The organism is Pseudomonas rustica, assembly GCF_049959085.1.
GTDB lineage: Bacteria > Pseudomonadota > Gammaproteobacteria > Pseudomonadales > Pseudomonadaceae > Aquipseudomonas > Aquipseudomonas rustica.
Genome location: NZ_CP188200.1, coordinates 5374514 through 5397086, shown reverse-complemented (window position 1 = coordinate 5397086; position 22573 = coordinate 5374514). Strand labels below are relative to the sequence as shown.

Sequence of the window (22573 nt, the reverse complement as noted above, 5' to 3'; positions counted from 1 at the left end):
AACCATTGTAGGAGTGAGCCTGCTCGCGATAGCGGTCTGTCAGTCACAGATTGATCAACTGACAGACTGCTATCGCGAGCAGGCTCACTCCTACAGGGGGATTTGTGTAGGGCTCAGGAACCGCGATAGGTCGAGAAACCGTACGGGCTCAGCAGCAGCGGGATGTGGTAATGCTGATCGGTCTGTTTTACCTCGAAGATCACCGGAATCTCCGGGAAGAACGTGTCGTGCTTGACCTTCTTGAAGTACTCGCCAGTCTTGAACACCACGCGGTATTCACCCGCCTCAAAAGGCTGCTTGGCCGGGAACAGCTCGGCGATGCGTCCTTGTTCATTGGTGGTGCCCTGAGCCAGCGGCTGCCAGTCCTGACCGACATGTTTCTCCAGGGTCACGTTGATGCCCGGCGACGGCAGGCCGTTTTCCAGATTGAGCACGTGCACGCTCAACGGGTTGCCAGCGGCCAGCGCCAGGCTTGAGAAAGCGCTCAGGCCGAGCGCTGCGAAAGTCATGCGCAAAGTATTCATCGATGCATCTCCTTATTGGGAACGGGTGGTGGCCAGGCCGGTTTTCTCGGCCGCCTTGATTGCACAGTTTTCGTCTTGCTCACCGCCGCCGGAACCGGCCACGCCCATCGCGCCCACTAGTTCAGTGCCGAGGAACAGCGGAATACCGCCGCCGAGCAACAACAATTCGTCGAGGGTGTTGAGGTTGGCGGTTTCCGGGTTACTGCGAGCACGCTCGGCGAACAGTCGGGTGGCGGTTTTGGTCGACAGCGCGGTGTACGCCTTGCGTTGGCTGGCAATGGTGTTATGCGGGCCGACGCCGTCGCCGCGCAAGGTCACCAGCAAGTTGCCGCCGCGATCGAGCACCGACACCGTGCCGGTGCAATTGGTCATGGCGGTGTCGGCGAGCAGACGTGCGGTTTTCAGGTCGAGGTCAGCGTGACGCGGCAGTTCCGGGCTGGCGTAAACCCCGGCGCTGAGGCCGAGGGTCAGGCTGGCGAGCAAGAATTTCAGGGTCATGGACAAGCTCCAGAAGCGAAGGCCGTCACCTTAATCGGCGGTCTTCGTCAGAACCTCGTCAGTTGGATTACAAGTTTGTAATGGGCAACGTCGCCGAAGGCGCCTAGCCTGTGTGCCTATCAATCGAGGTGTGCCATGCGTTTGCTGGTCGTAGAAGATGAAGCCAAAACCGCAAATTTCCTCGCCAAGGGCCTGGGCGAGTCGGGTTTTGCCGTGGACGTGGCGCTCAACGGTCTCGATGGGCGCTACTTTATCGAGCAGCAGGAATATGACCTGATCATCCTCGACGTGATGCTGCCCGGCCTCAACGGCTGGCAACTGCTGCAGCTGATTCGCCAGCGCGGCGCCACGCCGGTGCTGTTTCTCACCGCCAAGGACGCCATCGAAGACCGTGTGCGCGGCCTCGAACTGGGCGCCGACGATTACTTGCTGAAACCCTTCGCCTTCGCCGAACTGCTCGCGCGCGTGCGCACCTTGCTGCGCCGCGGGCCGATGCGCGAAGCCGAGTCGTACAGCATCGCCGATCTGGAAATCGATGTGCTGCGCCGCCGCGTTAGCCGCAATGGCCAGCGCATCGCCCTGACCAACAAGGAGTTCGCCCTGCTGCAATTGCTCGCCAGTCGCCAGGGCGAAGTGCTGTCGCGCACGCTGATCGCCTCGCAGGTGTGGAACCTGAATTTTGACAGCGACACCAACATGGTCGAAGTCGCCGTGCGGCGTTTGCGCTCTAAAGTCGATGATCCGTACATGCCCAAACTCATCCACACCGTGCGCGGTGTCGGTTATCAACTGGAAGCGCCGGACGATGCGCTCTAAGTCGATCGCCTGGCGACTGGCGCTGGCGTTCGCGATTGTTTGCGCCTTGGTGCTGAGCGCGATTGGCGTGTTTCTCTACCGCTCGCTGGCCTCGGAAATCGCCTACCGCGACGACCTCGCGTTGCTCGGTCGACTGGAGCAAGTGCGCGCCTTGCTCGCCGACAGCGACAGCCTCGGCGCTTTGCAGGCGCGGCCTCGGCTGTATCAGAACATGCTCGGCAATCTCGACAGCCTGTTGCTGGTGCGCCGCGCCGACGGATCGAGCGTGATCGCGATCAATCCACGGCAACGCGAGTTGCCCGCACTGAACGCCATCCCCCGCGAGCAAACGCCGCAGCGTCCCGATGTACTCACGTGGCAAGCGCCGGACGGTGCTGAACTGGCGCTGTTGTCCGGCGAAGCGCAGGGGCCGAACGGCGAGCCGCTGACGGTCATTGCCGGCAAAGTGCTGAGCGAGCGTGAGCAGATGCTCGGCAGTTATCGCATGCGCTTGTACCTGTCGGTTGGCCTCGGTGCGTTGCTCGCTTTTGCCTTGGGCTTGCTCTTGCTGCGCCGGGGCCTGCAACCGTTGCGGCAGTTGAGCGAAGCGGTGCGCGGCATCGATCTGCGTAGCCTTGATCAACGCCTACCTGCCAATGGCACGCCGGCAGAATTGCTTGAACCGGTGCAGGCGCTCAACGGCATGCTCGCGCGGCTGGACGACAGCGTGCAGCGCCTGTCGCAGTTCTCCGCCGACCTCGCCCACGAAATCCGCACGCCGTTGCACACCTTGCTCGCCAGTAACGGCCAGGCGCTGAATCATCCGCGCAGCACCGAGGAATATCAGGAAGTGCTGGCCTCGAACATGGAAGAGTTCGAAAGGCTGAAGCGCATGGCGGAAAACCTGATGTTCCTTGCCCGTGCAGAACAGGCCGAACGCGCGCTGAATCTGCAAACCCTGGATTTGCACAGCGTTGGCGGTGAGCTGTGTGATTACTTTGAAGCCTTGGCGGATGACCGTGACGTGCGGCTGGACAATCAACTGCACGGTGAACTGCTTGCCGATCAGCAATTGTTGCAACGGGCGCTCGGCAATCTGCTGGCCAATGCCGTGCGTCATGCCGATCAAGGATCGGTGATCAGTCTGCGTCGCCGCGACGAGTCGGGTGAGTGCTGGTTGCAAGTGCACAACCATGGCCCGGCGATTGCGCAGGCGCATCTGAGCAAACTGTTCGACCGTTTCTACCGCGTCGATCCTTCACGGGCAGAACCGGGGGATTCGGGTGGCTTGGGGTTGGCGATCGTGCAGTCGATCATGCAGTTGCATGGGGGACAGGTGCGGGTGAGTAGTGATGCTGACGGCACTGTTTTTGAGCTGGGGTTTGTGGTGAGCAAGTAATTGCTTCGTGATCACTGGGAACTAGGCTAATCTTCTTCAGTGAATGCATCAAATGCGATGCAAATTAAGCATATATCTAAATTTGCACCATATTTGATGCAGGAAGCTCTATGGAACAGCTTGGCGAGTTGATCAAAGCCCTGCGCAAGGCGAACAAAATGACCCAGCAGGCACTGGCTCAGCAATACGGAATGAGCCGCGCGACGATTTCGGGGATCGAAAACAACACTATTTCGGAAATCGGCCTACGCAAAGTCGAAGCGATCCTCAACGGTTTTGGCTATGAGCTGACTGCGGTTCCGCGTCAGTCTCGTCGACCGACACTCGATACGCTGCAAAAGGTCAACTTCCATGATTGAGTCGTCAGATCGATTAAATGTCTGTGTCGGCGGGCAAGCGGTGGGAACGTTGGCGCGCGGGCAAGATCGAGTCGACAGCGTCTTCAGTTACCGCGAAGAAATCAGTGCTGAAAATGCCGTGTCACTGACAATGCCGTCCCGCCTGGAGAGTTATCGTTGGGAGCATGGCATTCATCCGGTTTTCGAGATGAATCTGCCCGAAGGCGCCCTTCGTGATGAGCTGGTTCGGCGTTTCAGCAAAGCAGTTCGCGGCTTCGATGACTTTGCATTGCTGGCCATTGTCGGCCCCTATCAGCTCGGTCGGTTATCCATTGCCAGCCCATCGATGACGGATCGCCCGCCTGAAACGTCGCTGGCCGATCTGCTGGTGCACGATGGTGCGCAAGGCCTGTTCGAGGATCTGTTGCAAACCTATGGCCAGTATTCCGGAGTGTCCGGGGTGCAGCCTAAAGTGCTGGTACGTGACAGTGCGGCTGCGATTGATCGTCTGACGCATCGGGGATCGACCCATTTGGTCAAAGCTTTTCGGGCTGATGAATATCCGCACTTGGCGACCAACGAATACTTCTGCATGCGTGCCGCGCAACACTGCGGGCTAGACGTGCCGAACTTCGAGCTCAGCGAACATGGCAGGTTTCTGGTTATCGAGCGCTTTGATTTGAGCGCTACGGGCTACCTGGGTTTTGAGGACTTCTGCGTGCTCAACGGTTGGCCGTCGAAAGCCAAATACGACGGCTCTTACGAAGGCGCGGCCCGGCAGATCAAAGCGTTTGTTTCGCCTGCATTGCTCAATCTGGCGCTGGAAGCATTTTTCAAGATTGTGGCTTTGTCCGCAGGCGTGAAAAACGGCGACGCTCATCTCAAAAACTTCGGCGTGCTTTACGAAAGCTGCGGCGAGGAATCGACAATCAGACTCGCGCCCGCATACGACATCATCACCACATCGGTCTACATAAAGAACGACAGTATGGCGTTGCTCTTGGGTGGCTCGAAGGCTTGGCCCAAGCACAAAATGCTGATGCGGTTCGGTCGTACGGCCTGCAATCTGACGGAGGCGCGTTGCAATGAATTACTGCAGCAAGTCGCTAACGGTATGCAGGTGGCAATGGGCGAAATGGCGGAGTACGGCGCCAGTCATCCGGCGTTCGCCGCGATGGGTGCTGCGATGATCGAACAATGGTCATCCGGTATGGAACGCAGTCTGGCTAAAGGCTGACGATCAGCGCAACCCATCGCGAAACTGCCCCGGCGTCATCCCCGTCCAGCGCTTGAACGCGCGGCTGAAGCTGCTGGTATCGGCGAACCCGAGCAAATAACTCACCTCACTCAACGAACACTGCGGATCCCGCAGGTGCAACAGCGCCAGGTTCTCGCGGCTCTCGTTGAGCAGTGTGTCGAAGCGACAACCTTCATCCGCCAGATGCCTTTGCAAGCTGCGCAAACTCAAATGCAACGCTTGAGCAATACGCTCAGCGCTCGGCTCACCTTCCGGCAATTGTTCTTCGATGGCATCGCGCACCTTGCGCTCCCAGGTCAGCGGCTGGAGCTGGGCCATGGTGCGTTTGAGCACTGCCTCATTGTGTTCAGCGAGTTCCGGGTTGGCGTCGTCGAGGTGGCTGTCGAAGTCGACGAGGGCGAACTCCAGACGATCCTCGGCACAACCAAAATGCACCGGGGCGCGGAAGACTTTGTGCCATTGGTGCGCGTCGGTTGGTTCCGGACGGCGCAGGTAAACGGCGAGTGGCGCGTAGTCGCGGCCGAGGCGATTGCGGCAAGTGCGCACGTAGATCGCGGTGAACGCGTCGATGGCTTCGAAGGCTGGCGCCGGATTGCCTGACGGAATTTTCAGACGGAATTGATAGCGGTCGTCGCTGCGGCTCAGTTCCAGTTCCAGCGCATCGCTGACCACCGGGTGATAGCGCACGATGCGTTCAAACACTTCACGCAAACTGCCGCTGGCGACCAGCGCATAACCGAGCGCATGGAACGTGGTCGGGCTGACGAACCGCGACACGCGCAAACCAATCGCCGGGTCGCCGCTGACCTGCACGGCGATTTCCCAGAGGCGCGTGGTGCCGGACAGTGGATAGCGCGCGTTGGGGTCGTCCATCAAATTCGGGTCGAGCCCGGCCTGTTGGCACAGGGCAATGCTGTCCAGTCCCAGCGCATCGAGTTGCTTGCGCAAGGCACGGGTCCAACTGGCGAGGGAGGTCGGTTCCTTCATGCTGATTGGCGCTTCCGGTCAACAGGTTGGCGTTCTCGGCTACCGCAATTGAAGCACTGGCGAGGCACGATGCGAACATCATAAACCCGAGGATGGAAGCATGGACGGTACTTCTGCAAGTCCCCAGCGACACAATGCGGCCCAGCGATCAGCACATATTCGCGAAGTGGTGCTGGCCAAAGGCGTCGAATTGCGTGAGCGCTACCCGATTCTCAAGCATCAGGATGCGCTTGGGGCGGGGATTCTGGCCTTTGCCCTGATCGGGATGATCGGCTCGGCGACGCTGTACATCACCGGCCATATGGCGTGGTGGGCATGCCTGTTGCTCAATGCTTTTTTTGCTTCGCTGACCCATGAGCTGGAGCACGACCTGATCCACAGCATGTATTTCCGCAAGCAACGCGTGCCGCACAATTTGATGATGGGCCTGGTGTGGCTGGCGCGGCCGAGCACGATCAATCCGTGGATTCGTCGGCATCTGCACCTCAATCACCACAAGGTTTCCGGCACTGAAACCGATATGGAAGAACGCGCGATCACCAACGGCGAGCCGTGGGGTTTTGCACGTTTGCTGATGGTTGGCGACAACGTGATGTCGGCGTTTATCCGCATGCTGCGAGCCAAGACCTGGGCGCACAAGTTCAGCATCATCAAACGCACGTTAAAGGTTTACGCGCCGCTGGCGCTGGTGCATTGGGGTGCGTGGTATGTGTTTCTCGGTTTCCATGCGGCCAATGGCATCGCGTATCTGCTGGGCGCGCCGATTGAATGGTCAGCGACGACGTTGTCGGTGATGCAGGTGATCGATATCGCCGCTGTGGTGATCATCGGCCCGAATGTTTTGCGTACGTTTTGCCTGCACTTCATCAGCTCGAACATGCATTACTACGGCGATGTTGAACTGGGTAACGTGCTGCAGCAGTGTCAGGTGTTGAACCCTTGGTGGTTGTGGCCGTTGCAGGCGTTCTGCTTCAACTTTGGCAGTAGTCACGGGATTCATCATTTTGTGGTGAAGGAACCGTTTTATATCCGCCAGATGACCGTGCCGGTGGCGCATAAGGTGATGCGTGAGATGGGGGTGAGGTTTAATGATTTTGGGACGTTTGGGCGGGCGAACCGGTTTGTTCGCAAAGATGCGGTTGCGCAGGAAGAGGTGCGTATCGCTCAGGCATAACGGTTGACTGCAAAGGCCTCTTCGCGAGCAGGCTCGCTCCCACATTTGGAATGCGGTTCCCTGTGGGAGCGAGCCTGCTCGCGAATGCGGTATTTCAGGCAGCATCAATCTGGCTGAAACGGCGACTCACTCAAAATCACCCCGGTCTCCTCGACATACTGCTGCCAATGCCCGATCAACGCGCTGAGCTTCTCCGGCTGACTCAGCGCCAGATCATGAATCTCCCCCGGATCGCTGCTCAAATCATAAAGCTGCCAGGTCGCCGGCCCCACTGGCCCGGGGATCCACACCGCTTTCCACGATCCCTGCCGAATCGCCCTTCGCCCAAATAATTCCCAACCCGTCACCGTGTGCTCGTCGTGCACCTGCGCAGTCTCGCCCGACAAGAACCCCAGCCACGATTTGCCACGCAACGGCGCCACCGGTTTGCCGTGCCAGAGCTTGCCCGGATGACGCACACCGGCCAGATCGAGAATCGTCGGCGTGATGTCCATCACCGTGCCGAAGCCATGGCTGATCTGTCCTTTGATCGCCAGCTGCGGATAGTGCAGCAGCGCCGGCACGCGAATCCCGCCTTCGGTGGTAAACGCTTTGAACAGCCGTGACGGCGCGGTCGCCACCTGCGCCCAATTCGGCCCGTACCAGACGTAAGAGTTGGCCCGGCCAATGTTGTCGAGGCTGTTGTCGTAGTGCTGGCTGAGATACGTCACCAGTTCCGGGCCGAATTTCGGGAACGCTTCAAGCAGCGCGCCTTCGGCACCGTTGTCGGACATGAACAGGATGAACGTGTTGTCGAGTTGCCCCTGCTGGCGCAGGTAATCGACGACCCGGCCAATGTTCCAGTCCATGCGCTCGACCATCGCTGCATAGACTTCCATTGCCCGCGCGGAAATCTGCTTTTGCTCGTCGCTTAACGCGTCCCACTGTTTGGTCAACTGAATCAGTGGATGCGGCTCGACGTCTGGCTCAATCAGGCCGAGGGCTTTGAGTTTTTCCAGCCGTTCAAGGCGCAACACTTCCGGGCCGGCGTCATAGCGGCCACGGTATTTTTCGACGATGTCAGCGGGCGCCTGCAACGGCCAGTGCGGTGCGGAGAATGGCAGGTAAGCGAAGAACGGCCGGGTTTGATCACGCTCCTTGAGGTATTGCAGCAACTTGTCGCCGAAGGCATCGGAGGAATAGAAATCCTTCGGCAATTCGTCGATGAAGGTGTCGTCTTCGATGTACAGCGCCGGGGTGGATTTCAGCAGGCCGGGGGTTTGCTCGTCGTAGGTCGGCTCGAAACCATAGTGGTTGGCCGCGCCCGGCAGCAGCGAAAACGAGCGCTCGAAACCCCGCGCATGCGGCGCCAGTTCAGCTTTCAAACCGAGGTGCCATTTGCCGCTCATCAACGTTTGATAACCGGCCTCGCGCAGCAGCTCGGGCAAGGCGACGACGCGGTCGTTGAGGTAACCCTCGTAACCCGGTTTGCCGATCAGATCCGGGGTCAGCGTCTCGGCCATGGTGCCGATGCCGGCGATGTGGTGGTCGGTGCCGGTGAGCAGCATCGAACGGGTCGGCGAGCAGGTCGGTGCGGTATGAAAATCGGTGAGGCGCAGGCCATTATTGGCCAAGGCATCGAGGTGCGGCGTGGCGATTTCGCCGCCGAACGCGCCGATATCGGAGAAGCCGAGATCGTCGGCCAGAATCACCAGAAAATTGGGACGTTGCGGCATTGCGAAACTCCTGTTCAGCAGGCAATGAACGTCAGCGGCAGATCGCGGATCTGCACCGGCACGCTCGGTTGGTAATGGTCATCACTTGTCAGTTCGTGCAGCAGTTCTTCACGCAACTGATGGAAGTCGAAACTGCTGCGCTGGCGCGGATGGGGCAGGGCGATGTCGACCACTTGCTTGATCCGCCCCGGACGCGGCTCCATCACCACCACGCGGTCGGCGAGGAAGATCGCTTCTTCGACGTCGTGGGTGACGAGGATGGTGGTGATTTTCGCGCGGTTGCGTATCGCCAACAGCTCGTCCTGCATTTGCTGGCGGGTCAGCGCATCGAGCGCGCCGAACGGTTCGTCTAGCAGCAGAATGCGCGGGCTGGCGACGAGGCCGCGAGCAATCGCCACGCGTTGTGCCATGCCGCCGGAGAGCTGGTGCGGATAGGCGCGGGTGAAGTCGCGCAGGCCGACCAGATCGATGAAATCGTCGATGCGTTTTTGCTTTTGTGCAGCGCTCAACGGCTCGTTGACCAAGCCGAGGCCGATGTTGTCGGCGACAGTCAGCCACGGAAACAAGCGGTGCTCCTGAAAGACAATGCCACGCTCGCCGCCGATGCCGCTGACGGCTTTGCCATCGACGGTGATCTGCCCGCGAAATTGCGTATCAAGACCCACCAACAAACGCAGCAAGGTGGATTTGCCGCAGCCGCTGGAACCGACGATGGCGACGAATTCGCCCTCGGCGATGTCCAGGTTGAATTCGCGAATCGCCTCCAGTTCGAAACCGTCGACGTCGAAGGATTTGCCTACGTGGGTGAAGCTGACAATGGGTGCGTTCATGCGTGTCTCCAGCGGGTCGCGCGAATTTCCAGGCGTTGGCCAATAAGGTTGAGCAGGGCGCCGGTGAGGCCGACGAAGAGCATGCACGCCATGATCAGATCCATGCGCAGCAGTTGTTGCGCACCGATCATCTGGCTGCCGATGCCGCCGTTGGACGGCATGAAATATTCAGCGCCGATGGTGCCGAGCCAGGCGTAGATCAGGCTCAGGCGCAGACCGGCGAAAATCCCCGGTGCCGCGCCTGGCAGCACCAGTCTGCGCAGGCGTTGACCAAGGCTCAGGCGCAGCACTTGTGCGGCTTCGTTGAGTTGCGGCGAAAGGTTGGCGACGCTGCGTTGCGTGGCGATAAACAGCGGAAAGAATGCGGCGAGGGCGACGAACACCCACTTCGCCAGTTCACCCAAACCGAACCACGCGGTGAGCAGCGGCACCCAGGCGAAAATCGCGATCTGGCGCAGCGCGGCGAGTGTCGGGCCGAGCACACGTTCGCTGGTGCGTGACAAGCCCAGCAGCAAGCCGAGGGCCAAACCGAGTCCGCCGCCCAACAACAAACCGCCGAGGGTGCGACCCAGGCTCAGGGCCATGCCGTTGATCAACGTGCCATCGAGCAGACCGTCCCACGCCGTAATCAGCACGGCCAGCGGGCTCACCAGAATATTCGGATCGACCCACTGTTGATCGTTCGCCAGTTGCCAAAGCGCGAGCAAGCCCAGCGGCAGCAGCCACGGTTGCAAACGCTGCCAGCCTTCATAGCGCGGGCCGCGACGAATTTCCGCAGTGGCCGGGTGCGGCCAGTGCACCAGCTTTTTATCCAGCAGACCGATGCCGCGATCCATCGCCACGCCGATCAAACCGATGACCACGATGCACACGAAAACGATGTCGAGCATAAACAGCTGGCGCGCCCAGACCATGAGATAACCGATGCCTTCGCTGGAGGCGAGCAACTCGACTGCGAGCAACGATGTCCAGCCAGCGGCCAGCGCCAAACGCACACCGGCCATGAACGCGGGCAGGGCGGCGGGCAGCACCAATCGCCGGATCAGCAGGCGCGGTGGCAGTCGCAACACGGCAGCGGCTTCGCGCAGTTTCGGCTGAGCGTCACGCACGCCGACCAGCGTGTGCAAGGTCACCGGGACAACGATGGCTTTGATCAGCACCACCAGTTTCAACACTTCGCCGATGCCGAAAAACACCATGAACAGCGGAATCCACGCCAGCGTTGGCACCTGCGCCAGACCGGCGAATGTCGGGAAAATCAGACGCTCCAGACGGCGGCTGAAACCCAGCGCAGCACCCAGCACTGCACCGGCGGAAATCCCTGCGAGCAAACCCCAGAACAAGCGTTGCAGGCTGATCCACAAATGGCTCCACAGCTCGCCTTGCGACAGCTCGACGGCGCTGTTCCACACCAGCGACGGCGCCGGCAGGATCTGCTCGCTCATCCATTGGTTGCGCGCGGCCAGCCACCATAGAGCGAACAGACTGATGGGCAGCAGCCATGGCAACAGGCGTTGGTTGATGCTGGGCCAGGAGCGTCGGCTTTTCAGCGGTGGCGCTGGCAGCGGCAAACTGAGCAGGGATTGACGGGCCATGGGTGACCTCCGTTGTCGGGTTGCATGGCAAACCACCGCTTTTGTAGGAGCAGAGCTTGCTCGCGAAGGCGTTAAATCAGTCGACTGTTGCGTTGACTGACACGGCCCCTTCGCGAGCAAGCTCGGCTCCTACAAGTTGCGTGGCGTATGCAAAAATGATCTAACAATATTCAAATCAATACTATTTGGAGATAAGCCAGACCATTTAAGGCTTACAGCCCACACGCATCCAATGCATTCGAAGAATATTTTCGATGCTGTTAATGCATACGCCGCTGCAAGCCCCGGCGTTGTTCGCTTAGCGTTAAAAGCTATAAAAATGTGCGTTTATAGTATTTAAGCGTAGGTGCTGCTTCGGCCTACTTTCGGCTCCTTAACGCCTGTATTGATCAAGGAGCCGCACCCATGAACCTTCCTTTCAAACGTGTCATCAGTCTGTTTGCCGCCCCGGCGCTGGCGGGTTTTCTCACGCTGACGGCGCAGGCCGATGAGCTGAAGGAAATCCGCATCGCCGTGCCTGACCTGAGCGCCGGCACTCAACACAGTGGCGGCGGTGTGGTCGACGTGCTGCGTGATCAGCAGATCTTCGAAAAGGCCTTTGCCGATCAGGGCATCAAGATTCAGTGGAATTTCTTCAAGGGTGCGGGGCCGGTGATCAATGAGGCGTTTGCCAATGGTCAGGTAGATCTGGCGTATCTCGGGGATCTGGCGGCGATCATTGGCAAGTCCAACGGCCTCGATACGCGGCTGCTAAATGCCGGTGCGCGCGGGGTGAAGCAGTATCTCGGCGTGGTGCCGGGTTCCGGGATCAAGACCTTGCAGGATCTGAAGGGCAAGCGTGTGGCGATCTTCAAGGGCACCGCGACCCAGTTGTCGTTTGACGCGGCGCTGGCCAGTCAGGGCTTGAGCGAGAAGGATCTGAAGGTCATTAATCTCGACTTCACCGGCGCGACCGCTGCACTGGCGGCGAAGCAGATTGATGCGTCGTGGGGCAGTTCCGGGTTGGCGGCATTGCAAATCAAGGGCTTGGCCGAGTTGCCGCTCAACACCAAGGATTTGGGCGGGGCCGGCAGTGTGCAGTCGGTGTTGGTGGGCAGCGGCAAGTTTGTTGATGGGCATCCGGAAGCGGTGGCGAAGTTGTTAAAGGCGCAGCAGCAGGCCGTGGAATGGCTGACGCAGGACAGCAACAAGGATGCGTACGTGCAGTTGGTGTCGGGGCTGGCGAGTTATCCGCCGGTGATCCTCACTGAAGATCTGAAAGATCAGAAATTGAGCGAAGTATTCCCGTCGACGCTGGATCCGGCGTTCCTGGATAGCTTGCAGGACAAGGTCGATCTGGCGGCGCAGCAGAGACTGATTCGCAAGCCGTTCAAGGTCAGTGAGTGGGTGGCGCCGGAGTTGGCAGCGGCCAAGCTCTAAAAGCAAAAGATCGCAGCCTGCGGCAGCTCCTACAGGGGAACCGACCGTTCCCACGCTCTGCGTGGGAATGCATCAATGGACGCTCTGCGTCCGCGGGCTACATTCCCACGCAGAGCGTGAGAACGATCCTCTTTAAACAGCGACGCGATGTTCCTCTCGATCCACCGCCACCAACGTCTCAATCATCGCCCGCGCCGCCGGTGACAGCCGAAACCCGGTACGGCTGACAATCCCGCAGCGCGCATTCATGCTCTCCAGGTTCTGCGGCAAATTGCGCCAGTGCAGCAGCACCAGCGAACCCTTGGCAATGTCCTCGACAAACGCCTCTTCCGTGCCCACGCCAATCGCATTCGATTGCAGCACCACTTTCACCAGCGCCGGAAAATGCTCGGTCTCGATGGTCGGCGAAAAATCGATCCTGCCACTAAGGTTCGCCAGCAGTTTACGAATGCCCGGCGGGATCCGCGTGGTCGCCAGCGGGTAGTCGAACATGTCGTTGGTCGACAGGCTTTCCTTGGCCAACAACGGATGTCCCGGACGGCAAAAAAACACTCCGCGTTTCGGTGTCAGGGCTTGCGTCTGAAAGTTCGGATCCGCCTCGAAATGACGAATGTCGGCGATGAAAAATTCGATCTCTTCACGGCTCAACGCACGGCTGAGTTTTTCCCAGTTATCCACCTGAAAACAGGTGCGCACTTTCGGGTGCGCATTGATGAATTGCGCCACTGCATTCGGCACCAGTTTCACCGCCGGCGCCGGGCCGCAACCGAAGTGCACTTCGCCGGCATCAAGCTTGGTCATCTGCGTCACTTCCGCGCTGAGCATCGCCGCGCCTTGTACCAGGCTCAGGGCGTGTTGCAGCACCACTTGGCCTTCGGGGGTGGGGCGTAAATCCTTGTTGCCGCGATCCACCAGCACGCAGCCGAACTCCTGCTCAAGCCCTTGAATACTGCGGCTGAACGCCGGTTGAGTGATGCCCATCGCGTCCGCCGCACGGACAAAACTGCGGTGTTCGTTGAGGGCGATGAAGTAGCGCAACTGGCGAAGATCCATATGCTTTTCCGGCATCCTAAAAATAGCTCGAAGGCATTTGCGACGAGGGTTGCTAGAGGTTTTAAATGCAAGCTCTTATTCCGTCAACGAAGCATGTGAATATCTATTAGATGTAAATGGAATATAGATAGAGCAATGTTTCGCTGCCGCCCAACCGTAAGCAGTCGATGAGGGTCTACCCATGAGCAATGCCGCACTCGCAGTAAAACCCGCTGTCCACGCGCTGGAAATTCACCCGGTGGCCGGTCGTATCGGCGCCGAGATTCGTGGCGTGCACTTGTCCGGTGAACTGGACGCCGCCACCGTCGAAGCCATTCAACAGGCACTGGTTCAGTACAAAGTCGTGTTCTTCCGCGAACAGACTCAGCTCGACGATCAGCGTCAGGAAGCCTTTGCTCATTTGCTCGGCGAACCGGTGGCGCACCCGACCGTGCCGTCCCGTGAAGGCACGCGTTATCTGCTCGAACTGGACGGCGCTGAAGGTCAGCGCGCCAACTCCTGGCACACCGACGTGACCTTCGTCGACGCCTATCCGAAAGCCTCGATCCTGCGCTCGGTGGTGGCCCCGGCCTTCGGTGGCGACACCCTGTGGGCCAACACCGCGACGGCATACAACGGCTTGCCGACTGAGCTGCGCGAACTGGCCGATAAACTGGTCGCCGTGCACAGCAACGAGTACGACTACGCGAGTGCGAAACCGGACGTGTCGGCAGAGAAGCTGGAGCGCTATCGCAAGGTTTTCACCTCCACCGTTTACGAGACCGAGCACCCGGTGGTGCGCGTGCACCCGATCAGCGGCGAGAAGAGCTTGTTGTTGGGGCATTTCGTTAAACGCATCAAAGGTTACTCGCAGGCTGATTCGGCGCATTTGTTCGGGTTGCTGCAGAGCCATGTGATCCGCCAGGAAAACACCGTGCGCTGGCGCTGGAAGGCGGGTGATGTGGCGATCTGGGATAACCGTTCGACGCAGCATTATGCGATTGATGATTACGGGACTCAGGATCGGGTGGTGCGTCGGGTGACGTTGAAGGGTGAGGTGCCGGTGGGCGCGAATGGGCAGCGTAGCCAGACCATCAAAGGCGCGGACATCGTCGGCGTCTGATCGGACTCGATACCTGTAGGAGCTGTCGAGTGAAACGAGGCTGCGATCTTTTGATTTGAAGATCAGGATCAAAAGATCGCAGCGTGCCGCAGCTCCTACCGGAATCACCAAACCCCGATCTGAACGACTTTCTCGGATTCCGGCTCACCGTAGCGAAACCGCTGGCCACGCCCATCAATCTCCTGATGACTGATCGTCGTGCGCCGCTTCAACCCCCGCACCCACTCAAACAGATACCCCGCATGCTCCTCGCGCACCGCCGCGAATTCCGGATCCTCGCCCAAATCACGCAGCTCCTGCGGATCATTCAGCAAATCAAACAACTGCGGCCGAAAGCCGTCGTACGCCAGGTATTTCCAGCGTTCGCTGCGCACCATGGTCATGCGGCAACGATCGATCGGCTGGCCCAGTCGCTCCCGCGCAGGCGCCTGAAACGCGTAGTCGTATTCGCTGATCGCATAGCGGCGCCAGTCCGGATTCTCTCCGTGCAAAAGCGGGATCAACGAACGACCCTCAAGTCGATGCTCCGCCGCCGGCAATCCCAGCGCTTGAAGAAACGTCGGCAACGCATCAATGGTTTCCGCCAGCCGATCATCCACCGTGCCGCGCGTGGAATCCGCCGCCGCCCGAGGGTCGCGCACGATCAGTGGTACGCCCACCGCCTGCTCCAGCAAAAACTCCTTCTCGCCGAGCCAGTGATCGCCTAGAAAGTCGCCGTGATCGCTGGTGAACACGATCAACGTGTCATCCCAACGGCCATTGCTCTGCAGAAAATCGAACAGACGCCCAAGTTGATCATCGACTTGCTTGACCAGGCCCATGTACGTGGGGATTACAGTCAATCGTACTGAATCGCGGGAGAAGTTGAGGCTTTCCTCATGCTGGCGAAAGGCAGTGTATACGGGGTGTTTGCTGGCTTCGGAGGGCGTCGCGCGGATCGGTTCGAGAATCGATTTCGTACTGTACAAGGCGTGGTATGGCGCTGGTACGATGTAGGGCCAGTGCGGTTTGATATAGGAAAGGTGTAAACACCACGATTTCTCGCCTTGCTCGGTGATGAAGTCGATGGCTCGATTTGTAGTGTAGACAGTCTCTGAGTGTTCCTCGGGAATTCGTGCTGGCAGTTTCGAATGACGCATTTGCCAGCCGCTGAGGATTTCGCCGTTGTCGCCTTCGGCGGCGTTGGCCCACTCGTGCCAAGGGTTGCGGCCCTCGAAACCGTGCTCGCGCAGGTAATGGGTGTAGGGCGCAGATTCGCGTTTGTCATCGAACAGCGGATCGTCGGGATAGATGCCGTCGTGGCGCATGTACGGTTCGAAACCGACTTCGTTGAGAATTTCGGCTTGCTCGCTCTCGGGGTTGATCGCCAGACGTTGCAAGGCATCCACGTTCGCCGTTGCGTGAGTCTTGCCAACCAGTGCAGTGCGGATGCCGTGCGGGCGCAGGTAATCGCCGATCGTCAGTTCTTCCAGCGGCAGCGGCACGGCGTTCCAGGCGACTTGATGGCTGCTGACGTAACGCCCGGTGTAGGCCGACATCCGCGATGGGCCGCAGATCGTGCCTTGGGTGTAGGCGCGGCTGAAACGTACGCCGGCGGCGGCGAGGCGATCGATGTTCGGCGTGTGCAAATGTGGGTGGCCGTAGCAGGACAGGTAATCGCGGCGCAGTTGATCGCACATGATGTACAGCACGTTGCGCACGGGGGTTGGCGGGGTGGGCATGGGGTTCACCGGTCAGTGGGACAGGCGAAGGTTTTCGCTTTCGGTGGGGGTGTTCGGCAAGTGCATTTGGGGAATGGGGTTTATGCAGGGAGTGCATCGGTGCCTGTACTGGCGCTATCGCGAGCAGGCTCACTCCTACAGGGGAATGCATTTCAAATGTAGGAGTGAGCCTGCTCGCGATAGCGGTCGATCAGACGGCGAGATTCTGCAGCGAACACACCTCCTCATCCACCGCATCAATCACCTTGATCTGCTCAATCATCGCCTCCGCCAACGGCGACAACCGATACCCCGCGCGGCTGACAATCCCATAGCGCGTATACAGCTCCTCCAGATCATCCGCCAAACCCTCAACCCGCAGACACACCAGCTCACCCTTGGCCTGATGCAGGGCATCCGAATACGCGCCGACAATCCCGATCGCCTCCGAACGCAGCACCACACTGAGCAGACTCGAGCTGTTTTCGCACTCCACATTCGGGGTGAAATCCGGGCGGCCGCTGAGGTCGACAATCACCTTGCGCAGGTTCGGCGGGCGGATGCTCACCGCCAACGGATAACTCATCAATTGCTCGGCGGTGACTCGATCAAATGCCGTCAACGGATGCCCCGCGCGGCAGCAGAAATGCCATTTACGCGGGCGCAACCGATGCGTCAGATAATCCGGATCCGCCTCGAAATGCCGAGTGTCCGCAACGAAGAATTCAAACTCTTCGCTCAATAAGCGTTTGCTCAAACTCTGCCAATCATCGACCTGAAACTGCACCCGCGCTTTCGGGTAGCGACCGATGAAGCTGCCAATTGCGCGCGGGATCAAACCTGCTGCCGGCGCCGGCCCGCATCCAAAGCGCAATTCCCCCGCCTCCAGCCCATTGAACTGGCTGATCTCGTTGGCCATTTGCTGCGCACCACTGACCAGCCGCCGCGCGTGTTCGAGCAGCACCTGGCCCTGTTTGGTCGGCGGTAATTCCTTGCGCCCGCGATCGACCAACTGGCAGCCGACGCTGTGCTCCAGCGCCTGAATGCTACGGCTGAATGCCGACTGCGACAGGTTCACCGCCTGCGCGCCGGCGACGAAGCTGCGTTGTTCAGCCAAGGCGATGAAGTGACGAAGTTGTCGCAAGTCGATATGCATTTTTCACATAAAAAATATCCGGGAAATGCATTGGATATGCATTAGGTCGACTCCTTATAAAGGCAATCTCTTATGCAGTAAATATTTGTAAATCCATAAATAAATAACTTAAAAGAATATGCAGCGCTGAAGATGTCTGTGTGTTTTTTGACCAGGAGCCGCGCCATGAGTCCGTTGAACCTAGCGTCACCCTTAACACCACGACGGCTCAAACGCCTGCCTCTGGCCTTGTTGCTGGCAGGGAGCGCCAGTTGGACTCACAGCTACGCCGCCGAAACGGAAACCCCGACGCCGGTACCCGCAGGCAAACCGGCGGCCAACAGTTCGCAGCTGGAAACCGTGACCGTGACCACTCGCCGCCGCGAAGAAAGTTCGCAGGATGTACCGACGCCGATGAGCGTGGTCAGCGGCCAGAATCTGGAGACGCAACGGGTTTACCGGATTCAGGATTTGCAGCAACTGGTACCGAGCGTCAACGTCGCCTACATGCATGCGCGGCAGTCCAGCGTGTCGATCCGAGGCCTGGGCAACAACCCGGCGAGCGATGGTCTGGAAGGCAGCGTCGGGCTGTACATCGACAACGTGTATCTCGGCCGTCCAGGCATGGCGGTGTTCGATTTGATGGACATCGAACAGCTCGAAGTTTTGCGTGGGCCGCAGGGTACGCTGTTCGGTAAAAACACCACCGCCGGGGTGATTAACATCAGCACCCGCGCGCCGACCTTCACGCCTGAGCGCAGCATCGAAACCTCGGTCGGCGAAGACGGTTATTTCCAAACCAAAGGCACGATTTCCGGGCCGCTCAACGATGAGCTGGCCGGACGTTTTTCGGCGTATCGCACACGCAGTGACGGCGACATCAAGAACGAATACAACGGCCATGATTTGAACGGCGGCTCGCGCGATGGCTTCCGCGCCCAGTTGCTGTTCAAGCCCAACGAAGACTTCAATCTGCGCTGGATCGGCGACTACAACGAAGAGGATTCCAGTGCCGGCACCCGCGTGCTGTACGACACCGGGCCGACCATCAACGGCGTCAATCTTTACTCGGCGCGGGCAGCGGCGGCCGGGGCAACGTTGGTCAACGGCTCGCACCGCAAGGTCAATCTGGACAGCGATCAGCACGTCACCGTGCATCAGGGCGGCACCTCGGTTGAAGCCAATTGGGCACTGCCGAGCGATTTCACCCTGACCTCGATCAGCTCGTATCGCTTCTGGAATTTCACCCCGAAAAATGACGATGGTCTCAACGTCGCGTCGACTTACAACGCTGGTGTTTCGGTAGAAGACAAACAGTACTCACAGGAATTTCGCCTGGCGTCGCCCAAGGGCGAGTTCTTCGATTACGTCGTCGGCGCCTACTACTTCGGCAACGATCTGGACAACAAATCCTTCGCCTATTACGGCCCGCAAGCGGACATCTGGAACGGTACGCCGGCCGGTGCGCTGGCCAACATTGGCAGCGTCGGCAACGGCCATATCAAGACCGACAGTTTTGCGCTGTTTGCCCAAGGCACCTGGCATCTGACCGAGCGCCTGGATTTCACAGCCGGCGTGCGCGGCACCTATGAAGAGAAGAACGCCTGGGTCACTCGCGATGCGCCGGTCGGTGGCGCGGCGGTGACGGGTGCAGCGGCAACGGCGCGGCGCGGTCGTGCCGGCGCCTACGATTCCGGCGATTTGAATCAGTACAGTTCCAGCCCGTCCGGTTTGCTCAACCTCAGCTATCGCATCACCGACGATGTGCTCGGTTACGCGACCGTGTCTCACGGGGAAAAATCCGGTGGCGTTAACCTATCGGTCGGCTCTGCACCCGCCGCCGGCGCCGACTCGTTGTTGATCGGCACCGAGCGCGCAAACAACGCCGAGCTCGGTTTCAAAAGTACGCTGTGGGATCGTCGTTTGCAGCTCAACGCTAACGTCTTCTGGACGCAGGTCAACGCCTATCAGACCAACGCTTACGACGACGTCAACCGCGTGCAATACCTGACCAACGCTGGTTCCGTGCGCTCGCGCGGCGTCGAGTTTGAAAGCACGGTGATCCCGCTGCGCGGCCTGACCCTGAACTTCAACGGCTCCTTCAACGACGTCAGCTACCTCTCCTACAAAGACGCGCCGTGCCCGCCGGAAATCAGCCAGGCGCCGGGTGCCCCAGCCTCTTGCGACCTCAGCGGTCACCAAGTGGTCGGCGCTTCGAAATGGATCGGCAACGCCAACGGCGAATACAAATGGAATCTCGATAACGGCTTCGAACCGTACGTCACCGGCAGCTACGCCTTCCGCTCGAAAGCAGTGGGCACGGTCGAGGATTCCGACTACGGGCAGATCCCGAGTTACGCGGTGGTCAACCTTTCCACCGGCCTGCGCGGCGACTTCAACCAAGGGCAGTGGGACATCTCGCTGTGGCTGAAAAACGCCTTCGACAAAACCTACTACACGACCCTGTGGACGGGCGGCAACGGCGGCTATGAAGGCCTGCTCGGCACGCCAAGAACCCTCGGCGTCACCGGTCGCTACGACTTCTGATCAGTCATTCAAGGAGCTGCATCATGTTGCGCATCAAAACGGCTTTTCCGCTGTTGTTGTCCGGCGCGGTGTTTAGCGCTGGCGCCTTTGCCGCGCCGAGCGTTTACCCGACCGGCGTCACCCGTTACGACCCGGACAAAGCCTTCAATCAGTACGTGATTTTCAGCGGCGCCGACAAGCAGACGCACCTGATCGACATGAACGGCAACGAGGTCAAGAACTGGCCGCAGGCAGGTTTCCCCTCAGCGATCATCGACCCGAAACTGGTCGGCGGCGAGCGCGGGCATGTCCTGCTGCAACTGAGTGACAAGGATCCCGGCAAACTCGGTTCAGCCGGCAATGGCCTGGGCAATCAGAGCGTCGGCGAACTGGACTGGAATGGCAAAGTCGTCTGGCAGTGGGGCGACAAGGCGCCCGGTGGCGCGGCGCAGCAGCATCACGATCAACGCCGGTTGAGCAACGGCAACACCGTGGTGCTGGCGAACAAAGTGCACCCGATCAAAGGATTCAAAGTCCCCGAGGTGATCGACGATGCGATCTATGAAGTCAGCCCCGACGGTTCGGTGAAATGGCAGTGGCTGGCGTCGGAGCACCTCAACGAATTCGGCTTCACCCCAGAGCAATTGAAACTGGTGCGCGGCAGCGAGGATGCGGACTACCTGCACATCAATAACCTCAGCGTGGTCGGGCCGAACAAGTGGTTCGATGCCGGTGACAAGCGTTTCAATCCGGACAATCTGTTGTTCGATTCGCGCAACGCCAATTTCATCGCAATCATCGAAAAAAGCAGCGGCAAAGTGGTCTGGCGTCTGGGGCCGAATCTGCCCTTCGCTAGCCCGAAAACCGCGCGGACGCTGCCACGTCCGGTCGATCAATTTGTCGGTCAGCATGACGCTCACATCATTCCGGCCGGGCTACCGGGCGCGGGCAATGTGCTGGTGTTCGATAACCAGGGTTCGGCGGGTTATCCGAACGTCACCCTCGGGCTGATTTCCGGCTCGCGAGTGTTGGAAATTGATCCGATAAAAAACGAAATCGTCTGGCAGTACAGCGCCGCCAATTCGAAGCAACCGGGGTGGGCGTTTTACAGCTCCTTCATCAGCAGTGCGCGGCGTTTGCCCAACGGCAATACGTTGATCGACGAAGGCATGAACGGACGGTTTTTCCAGGTCACGGCCAGCGGCGAAAACGTCTGGGAATACGTCAGCCCGTATCTGGGCAAAGCCCCGGGCAGCGATGCCGTCAGCAACTGGGTGTATCGCGCGTTACCTGTGAGTTATGACTGGGTGCCGCAGGGTACGCCGCGCTCCGAAACCGCTGTGATTGCACCGGTGGTGGGCGTGCAGCAGACCAACGCCAGTCGCTAGTCGAGGCGCGCATCGGGTTTTTATTGATGCGTTGCGCGAATACTTTCAATGCCTGAAAAGCATGCTGTTTTCACCACATGGCTACAGCCCTTATGGGCCGTGGCTTTGGTGAAAGTGATCAGCTCGTATATTCCATAAAAGCCTATGGATAACGTTAAAGATTACTTTCGGAGATAAGCGTCTAAGCCAATGATTCATCCATCGATCGCGGTGGGGGCTTCAACAAACGGCGAATCGACGGCTTGGTAAAGAGAACGCAAAAAAGACCGCAGGGAGTGAATCAATGGGCAATGTCCAGACCGCCGCCAGCGCAGAGGAATTGCTGTGGCGTCAGACGCCGAGTGGCGAACTGGTCGATCTCGGCCGGCCGCACCGTGTGCCGTTGGGGCAGCAAAGTTTGCAGCGTGCCCCCATAGGCATCTTGAGTCGGCGCGAGGCAATCCTGCTGGGTGTGTTGGCGCTGTTGGCGCATGGCGCGGTGATCTACTGGATCAACCAGCAGCCGACGCCGACGCTGCCAATCGTGCCGCCAGAAATTCCACCGATGACCATCGAATTTTCGCGCCCGGCACCGCCAGCGCCACCGGTTATCGAGCCGCCACCTCCAGCGCCTGTGGTCGAACCACCGCCGCCGGTTGAGGACGAGCTTGCCGTAAAACCACCGCCGCCGAAGCCAATTCCAAAGCCGAAACCGGTGGTTAAACAGCCACCGAAACCGGCGCCGAAAGCCGTCGAGCAACCACCGGCGCCGCCAAAACCGGCCGCTCCAGTCGCTGCGCCAGCGCCACCTGCACCACCGGCGCCGGCTCCGGTAACCCCGGCCTCGGCCAACGCCGCGTACTTGAAAAACCCGGCGCCGGAATACCCGTCGCTGGCTCAGCGTCGCGGTTGGGAAGGCACGGTGTTGCTGCGCGTGCATGTGTTGGCCAGCGGCAAACCGGGTGAGATCCAGATTGCAAAAAGCAGTGGTCGGCAACAGCTCGACGATGCGGCGTTAAGCGCCGTGAAACGTTGGAGTTTCGTCCCGGCCAAGCAGGGTGATGTCGCCCAGGACGGCTGGGTCAGCGTGCCCATCGATTTCAAGATTCATTAAACCGAAACCAAATTCGCGCGAAACGTTTACACGAGGAATACATC

Annotated in this window: 19 protein-coding genes; 10 read left to right on the top strand and 9 right to left on the bottom strand. The window is 59.5% G+C overall.

The window, feature by feature from the left end; genetic code table 11:
- Positions 1–113: 113 nt before the first annotated feature.
- Together uraH and ACP3TY_RS24560 are read right to left on the bottom strand one after the other, a co-directional pair.
- Entirely contained in the window at positions 114–524 is a 411-nt protein-coding gene (uraH, locus tag ACP3TY_RS24565) for a hydroxyisourate hydrolase (RefSeq protein ID WP_016987599.1), read from the bottom strand.
- 12 nt (positions 525–536) lie between these two features.
- Positions 537–1022, bottom strand: a complete 486-nt coding sequence (locus tag ACP3TY_RS24560) for a GlcG/HbpS family heme-binding protein (protein WP_426618690.1) — start codon at positions 1020–1022, stop codon at positions 537–539.
- Positions 1023–1157: 135 nt separating this feature from the next.
- Between ACP3TY_RS24560 and ACP3TY_RS24555 the strand changes: the two genes are divergently transcribed.
- The 4 genes from ACP3TY_RS24555 to ACP3TY_RS24540 all read left to right on the top strand — a co-directional run bounded on the left by ACP3TY_RS24555 (position 1158) and on the right by ACP3TY_RS24540 (position 4791).
- Positions 1158–1838 carry a heavy metal response regulator transcription factor gene (locus tag ACP3TY_RS24555; RefSeq protein ID WP_053116476.1) on the top strand — a complete coding sequence of 227 codons (681 nt, stop codon included), beginning with the start codon at positions 1158–1160 and terminating at the stop codon, positions 1836–1838.
- Positions 1828–3216 carry a heavy metal sensor histidine kinase gene (locus ACP3TY_RS24550; RefSeq protein ID WP_426618689.1) on the top strand — a complete coding sequence of 463 codons (1389 nt, stop codon included), beginning with the start codon at positions 1828–1830 and terminating at the stop codon, positions 3214–3216. Before ACP3TY_RS24555 ends, ACP3TY_RS24550 begins: the two co-directional genes overlap by 11 nt.
- A gap of 110 nt (positions 3217–3326) precedes the next feature.
- Positions 3327–3575, top strand: a complete 249-nt coding sequence (locus tag ACP3TY_RS24545; protein ID WP_007917667.1) for a helix-turn-helix domain-containing protein — start codon at positions 3327–3329, stop codon at positions 3573–3575.
- The gene (locus tag ACP3TY_RS24540) at positions 3568–4791 is read left to right on the top strand and encodes a type II toxin-antitoxin system HipA family toxin (RefSeq protein ID WP_426618688.1); all 1224 of its coding nucleotides are present in this window, start codon (positions 3568–3570) and stop codon (positions 4789–4791) included. Before ACP3TY_RS24545 ends, ACP3TY_RS24540 begins: the two co-directional genes overlap by 8 nt.
- Before the next feature lie 3 nt (positions 4792–4794).
- Here ACP3TY_RS24540 and ACP3TY_RS24535 read toward each other — a convergent pair whose 3' ends face one another.
- Positions 4795–5799 (bottom strand): AraC family transcriptional regulator, encoded by a 1005-nt coding sequence (locus tag ACP3TY_RS24535; protein ID WP_053116479.1) that lies wholly within the window; start codon positions 5797–5799, stop codon positions 4795–4797.
- 100 nt (positions 5800–5899) lie between these two features.
- Here ACP3TY_RS24535 and ACP3TY_RS24530 point away from each other — a divergent pair, with 100 nt between their 5' ends.
- A complete protein-coding gene (locus tag ACP3TY_RS24530) occupies positions 5900–6973 on the top strand; it encodes a fatty acid desaturase (RefSeq protein WP_282355922.1) in 1074 nt (357 codons plus the stop codon).
- Between the two features lie 104 nt (positions 6974–7077).
- On the opposite strand, the gene ACP3TY_RS24525 is transcribed toward ACP3TY_RS24530, so the two are convergent.
- The 3 genes from ACP3TY_RS24525 to ACP3TY_RS24515 are packed head-to-tail and all read right to left on the bottom strand — an operon-like array spanning position 7078 to position 11113.
- Entirely contained in the window at positions 7078–8688 is a 1611-nt protein-coding gene (locus ACP3TY_RS24525; RefSeq protein WP_400646087.1) for an arylsulfatase, read from the bottom strand.
- A 14-nt stretch (positions 8689–8702) separates the two neighbouring features.
- Positions 8703–9518 (bottom strand): ABC transporter ATP-binding protein, encoded by an 816-nt coding sequence (locus tag ACP3TY_RS24520; RefSeq protein ID WP_053116482.1) that lies wholly within the window; start codon positions 9516–9518, stop codon positions 8703–8705.
- Positions 9515–11113, bottom strand: coding sequence for an ABC transporter permease (locus ACP3TY_RS24515; protein WP_053116483.1), 1599 nt, complete (start codon positions 11111–11113; stop codon positions 9515–9517). The genes ACP3TY_RS24520 and ACP3TY_RS24515 overlap by 4 nt, the downstream gene beginning before the upstream one ends.
- A gap of 405 nt (positions 11114–11518) precedes the next feature.
- Between ACP3TY_RS24515 and ACP3TY_RS24510 the strand changes: the two genes are divergently transcribed.
- Positions 11519–12532, top strand: coding sequence for an ABC transporter substrate-binding protein (locus ACP3TY_RS24510; protein ID WP_426618687.1), 1014 nt, complete (start codon positions 11519–11521; stop codon positions 12530–12532).
- A 132-nt stretch (positions 12533–12664) separates the two neighbouring features.
- Here the strand turns inward: ACP3TY_RS24510 and ACP3TY_RS24505 are convergent, their stop codons facing one another.
- Positions 12665–13585, bottom strand: coding sequence for a LysR family transcriptional regulator (locus ACP3TY_RS24505; RefSeq protein ID WP_401240997.1), 921 nt, complete (start codon positions 13583–13585; stop codon positions 12665–12667).
- A 181-nt stretch (positions 13586–13766) separates the two neighbouring features.
- Between ACP3TY_RS24505 and ACP3TY_RS24500 the strand changes: the two genes are divergently transcribed.
- Positions 13767–14687, top strand: a complete 921-nt coding sequence (locus ACP3TY_RS24500; RefSeq protein ID WP_053116486.1) for a TauD/TfdA dioxygenase family protein — start codon at positions 13767–13769, stop codon at positions 14685–14687.
- Between the two features lie 104 nt (positions 14688–14791).
- Here ACP3TY_RS24500 and ACP3TY_RS24495 read toward each other — a convergent pair whose 3' ends face one another.
- Together ACP3TY_RS24495 and ACP3TY_RS24490 are read right to left on the bottom strand one after the other, a co-directional pair.
- Positions 14792–16408 (bottom strand): alkaline phosphatase family protein, encoded by a 1617-nt coding sequence (locus ACP3TY_RS24495; protein ID WP_426618686.1) that lies wholly within the window; start codon positions 16406–16408, stop codon positions 14792–14794.
- Between the two features lie 190 nt (positions 16409–16598).
- Positions 16599–17543, bottom strand: coding sequence for a LysR family transcriptional regulator (locus tag ACP3TY_RS24490; protein ID WP_053116488.1), 945 nt, complete (start codon positions 17541–17543; stop codon positions 16599–16601).
- 165 nt (positions 17544–17708) lie between these two features.
- Between ACP3TY_RS24490 and ACP3TY_RS24485 the strand changes: the two genes are divergently transcribed.
- The 3 genes from ACP3TY_RS24485 (at position 17709) to ACP3TY_RS24475 (ending at position 22529) form a co-directional block, all read left to right on the top strand.
- Entirely contained in the window at positions 17709–20069 is a 2361-nt protein-coding gene (locus tag ACP3TY_RS24485) for a TonB-dependent receptor (protein ID WP_159811973.1), read from the top strand.
- 23 nt (positions 20070–20092) lie between these two features.
- Entirely contained in the window at positions 20093–21436 is a 1344-nt protein-coding gene (locus ACP3TY_RS24480; RefSeq protein WP_426618685.1) for an aryl-sulfate sulfotransferase, read from the top strand.
- Positions 21437–21719: 283 nt separating this feature from the next.
- Positions 21720–22529, top strand: a complete 810-nt coding sequence (locus ACP3TY_RS24475; RefSeq protein WP_426618684.1) for an energy transducer TonB — start codon at positions 21720–21722, stop codon at positions 22527–22529.
- Positions 22530–22573: the final 44 nt, after the last annotated feature.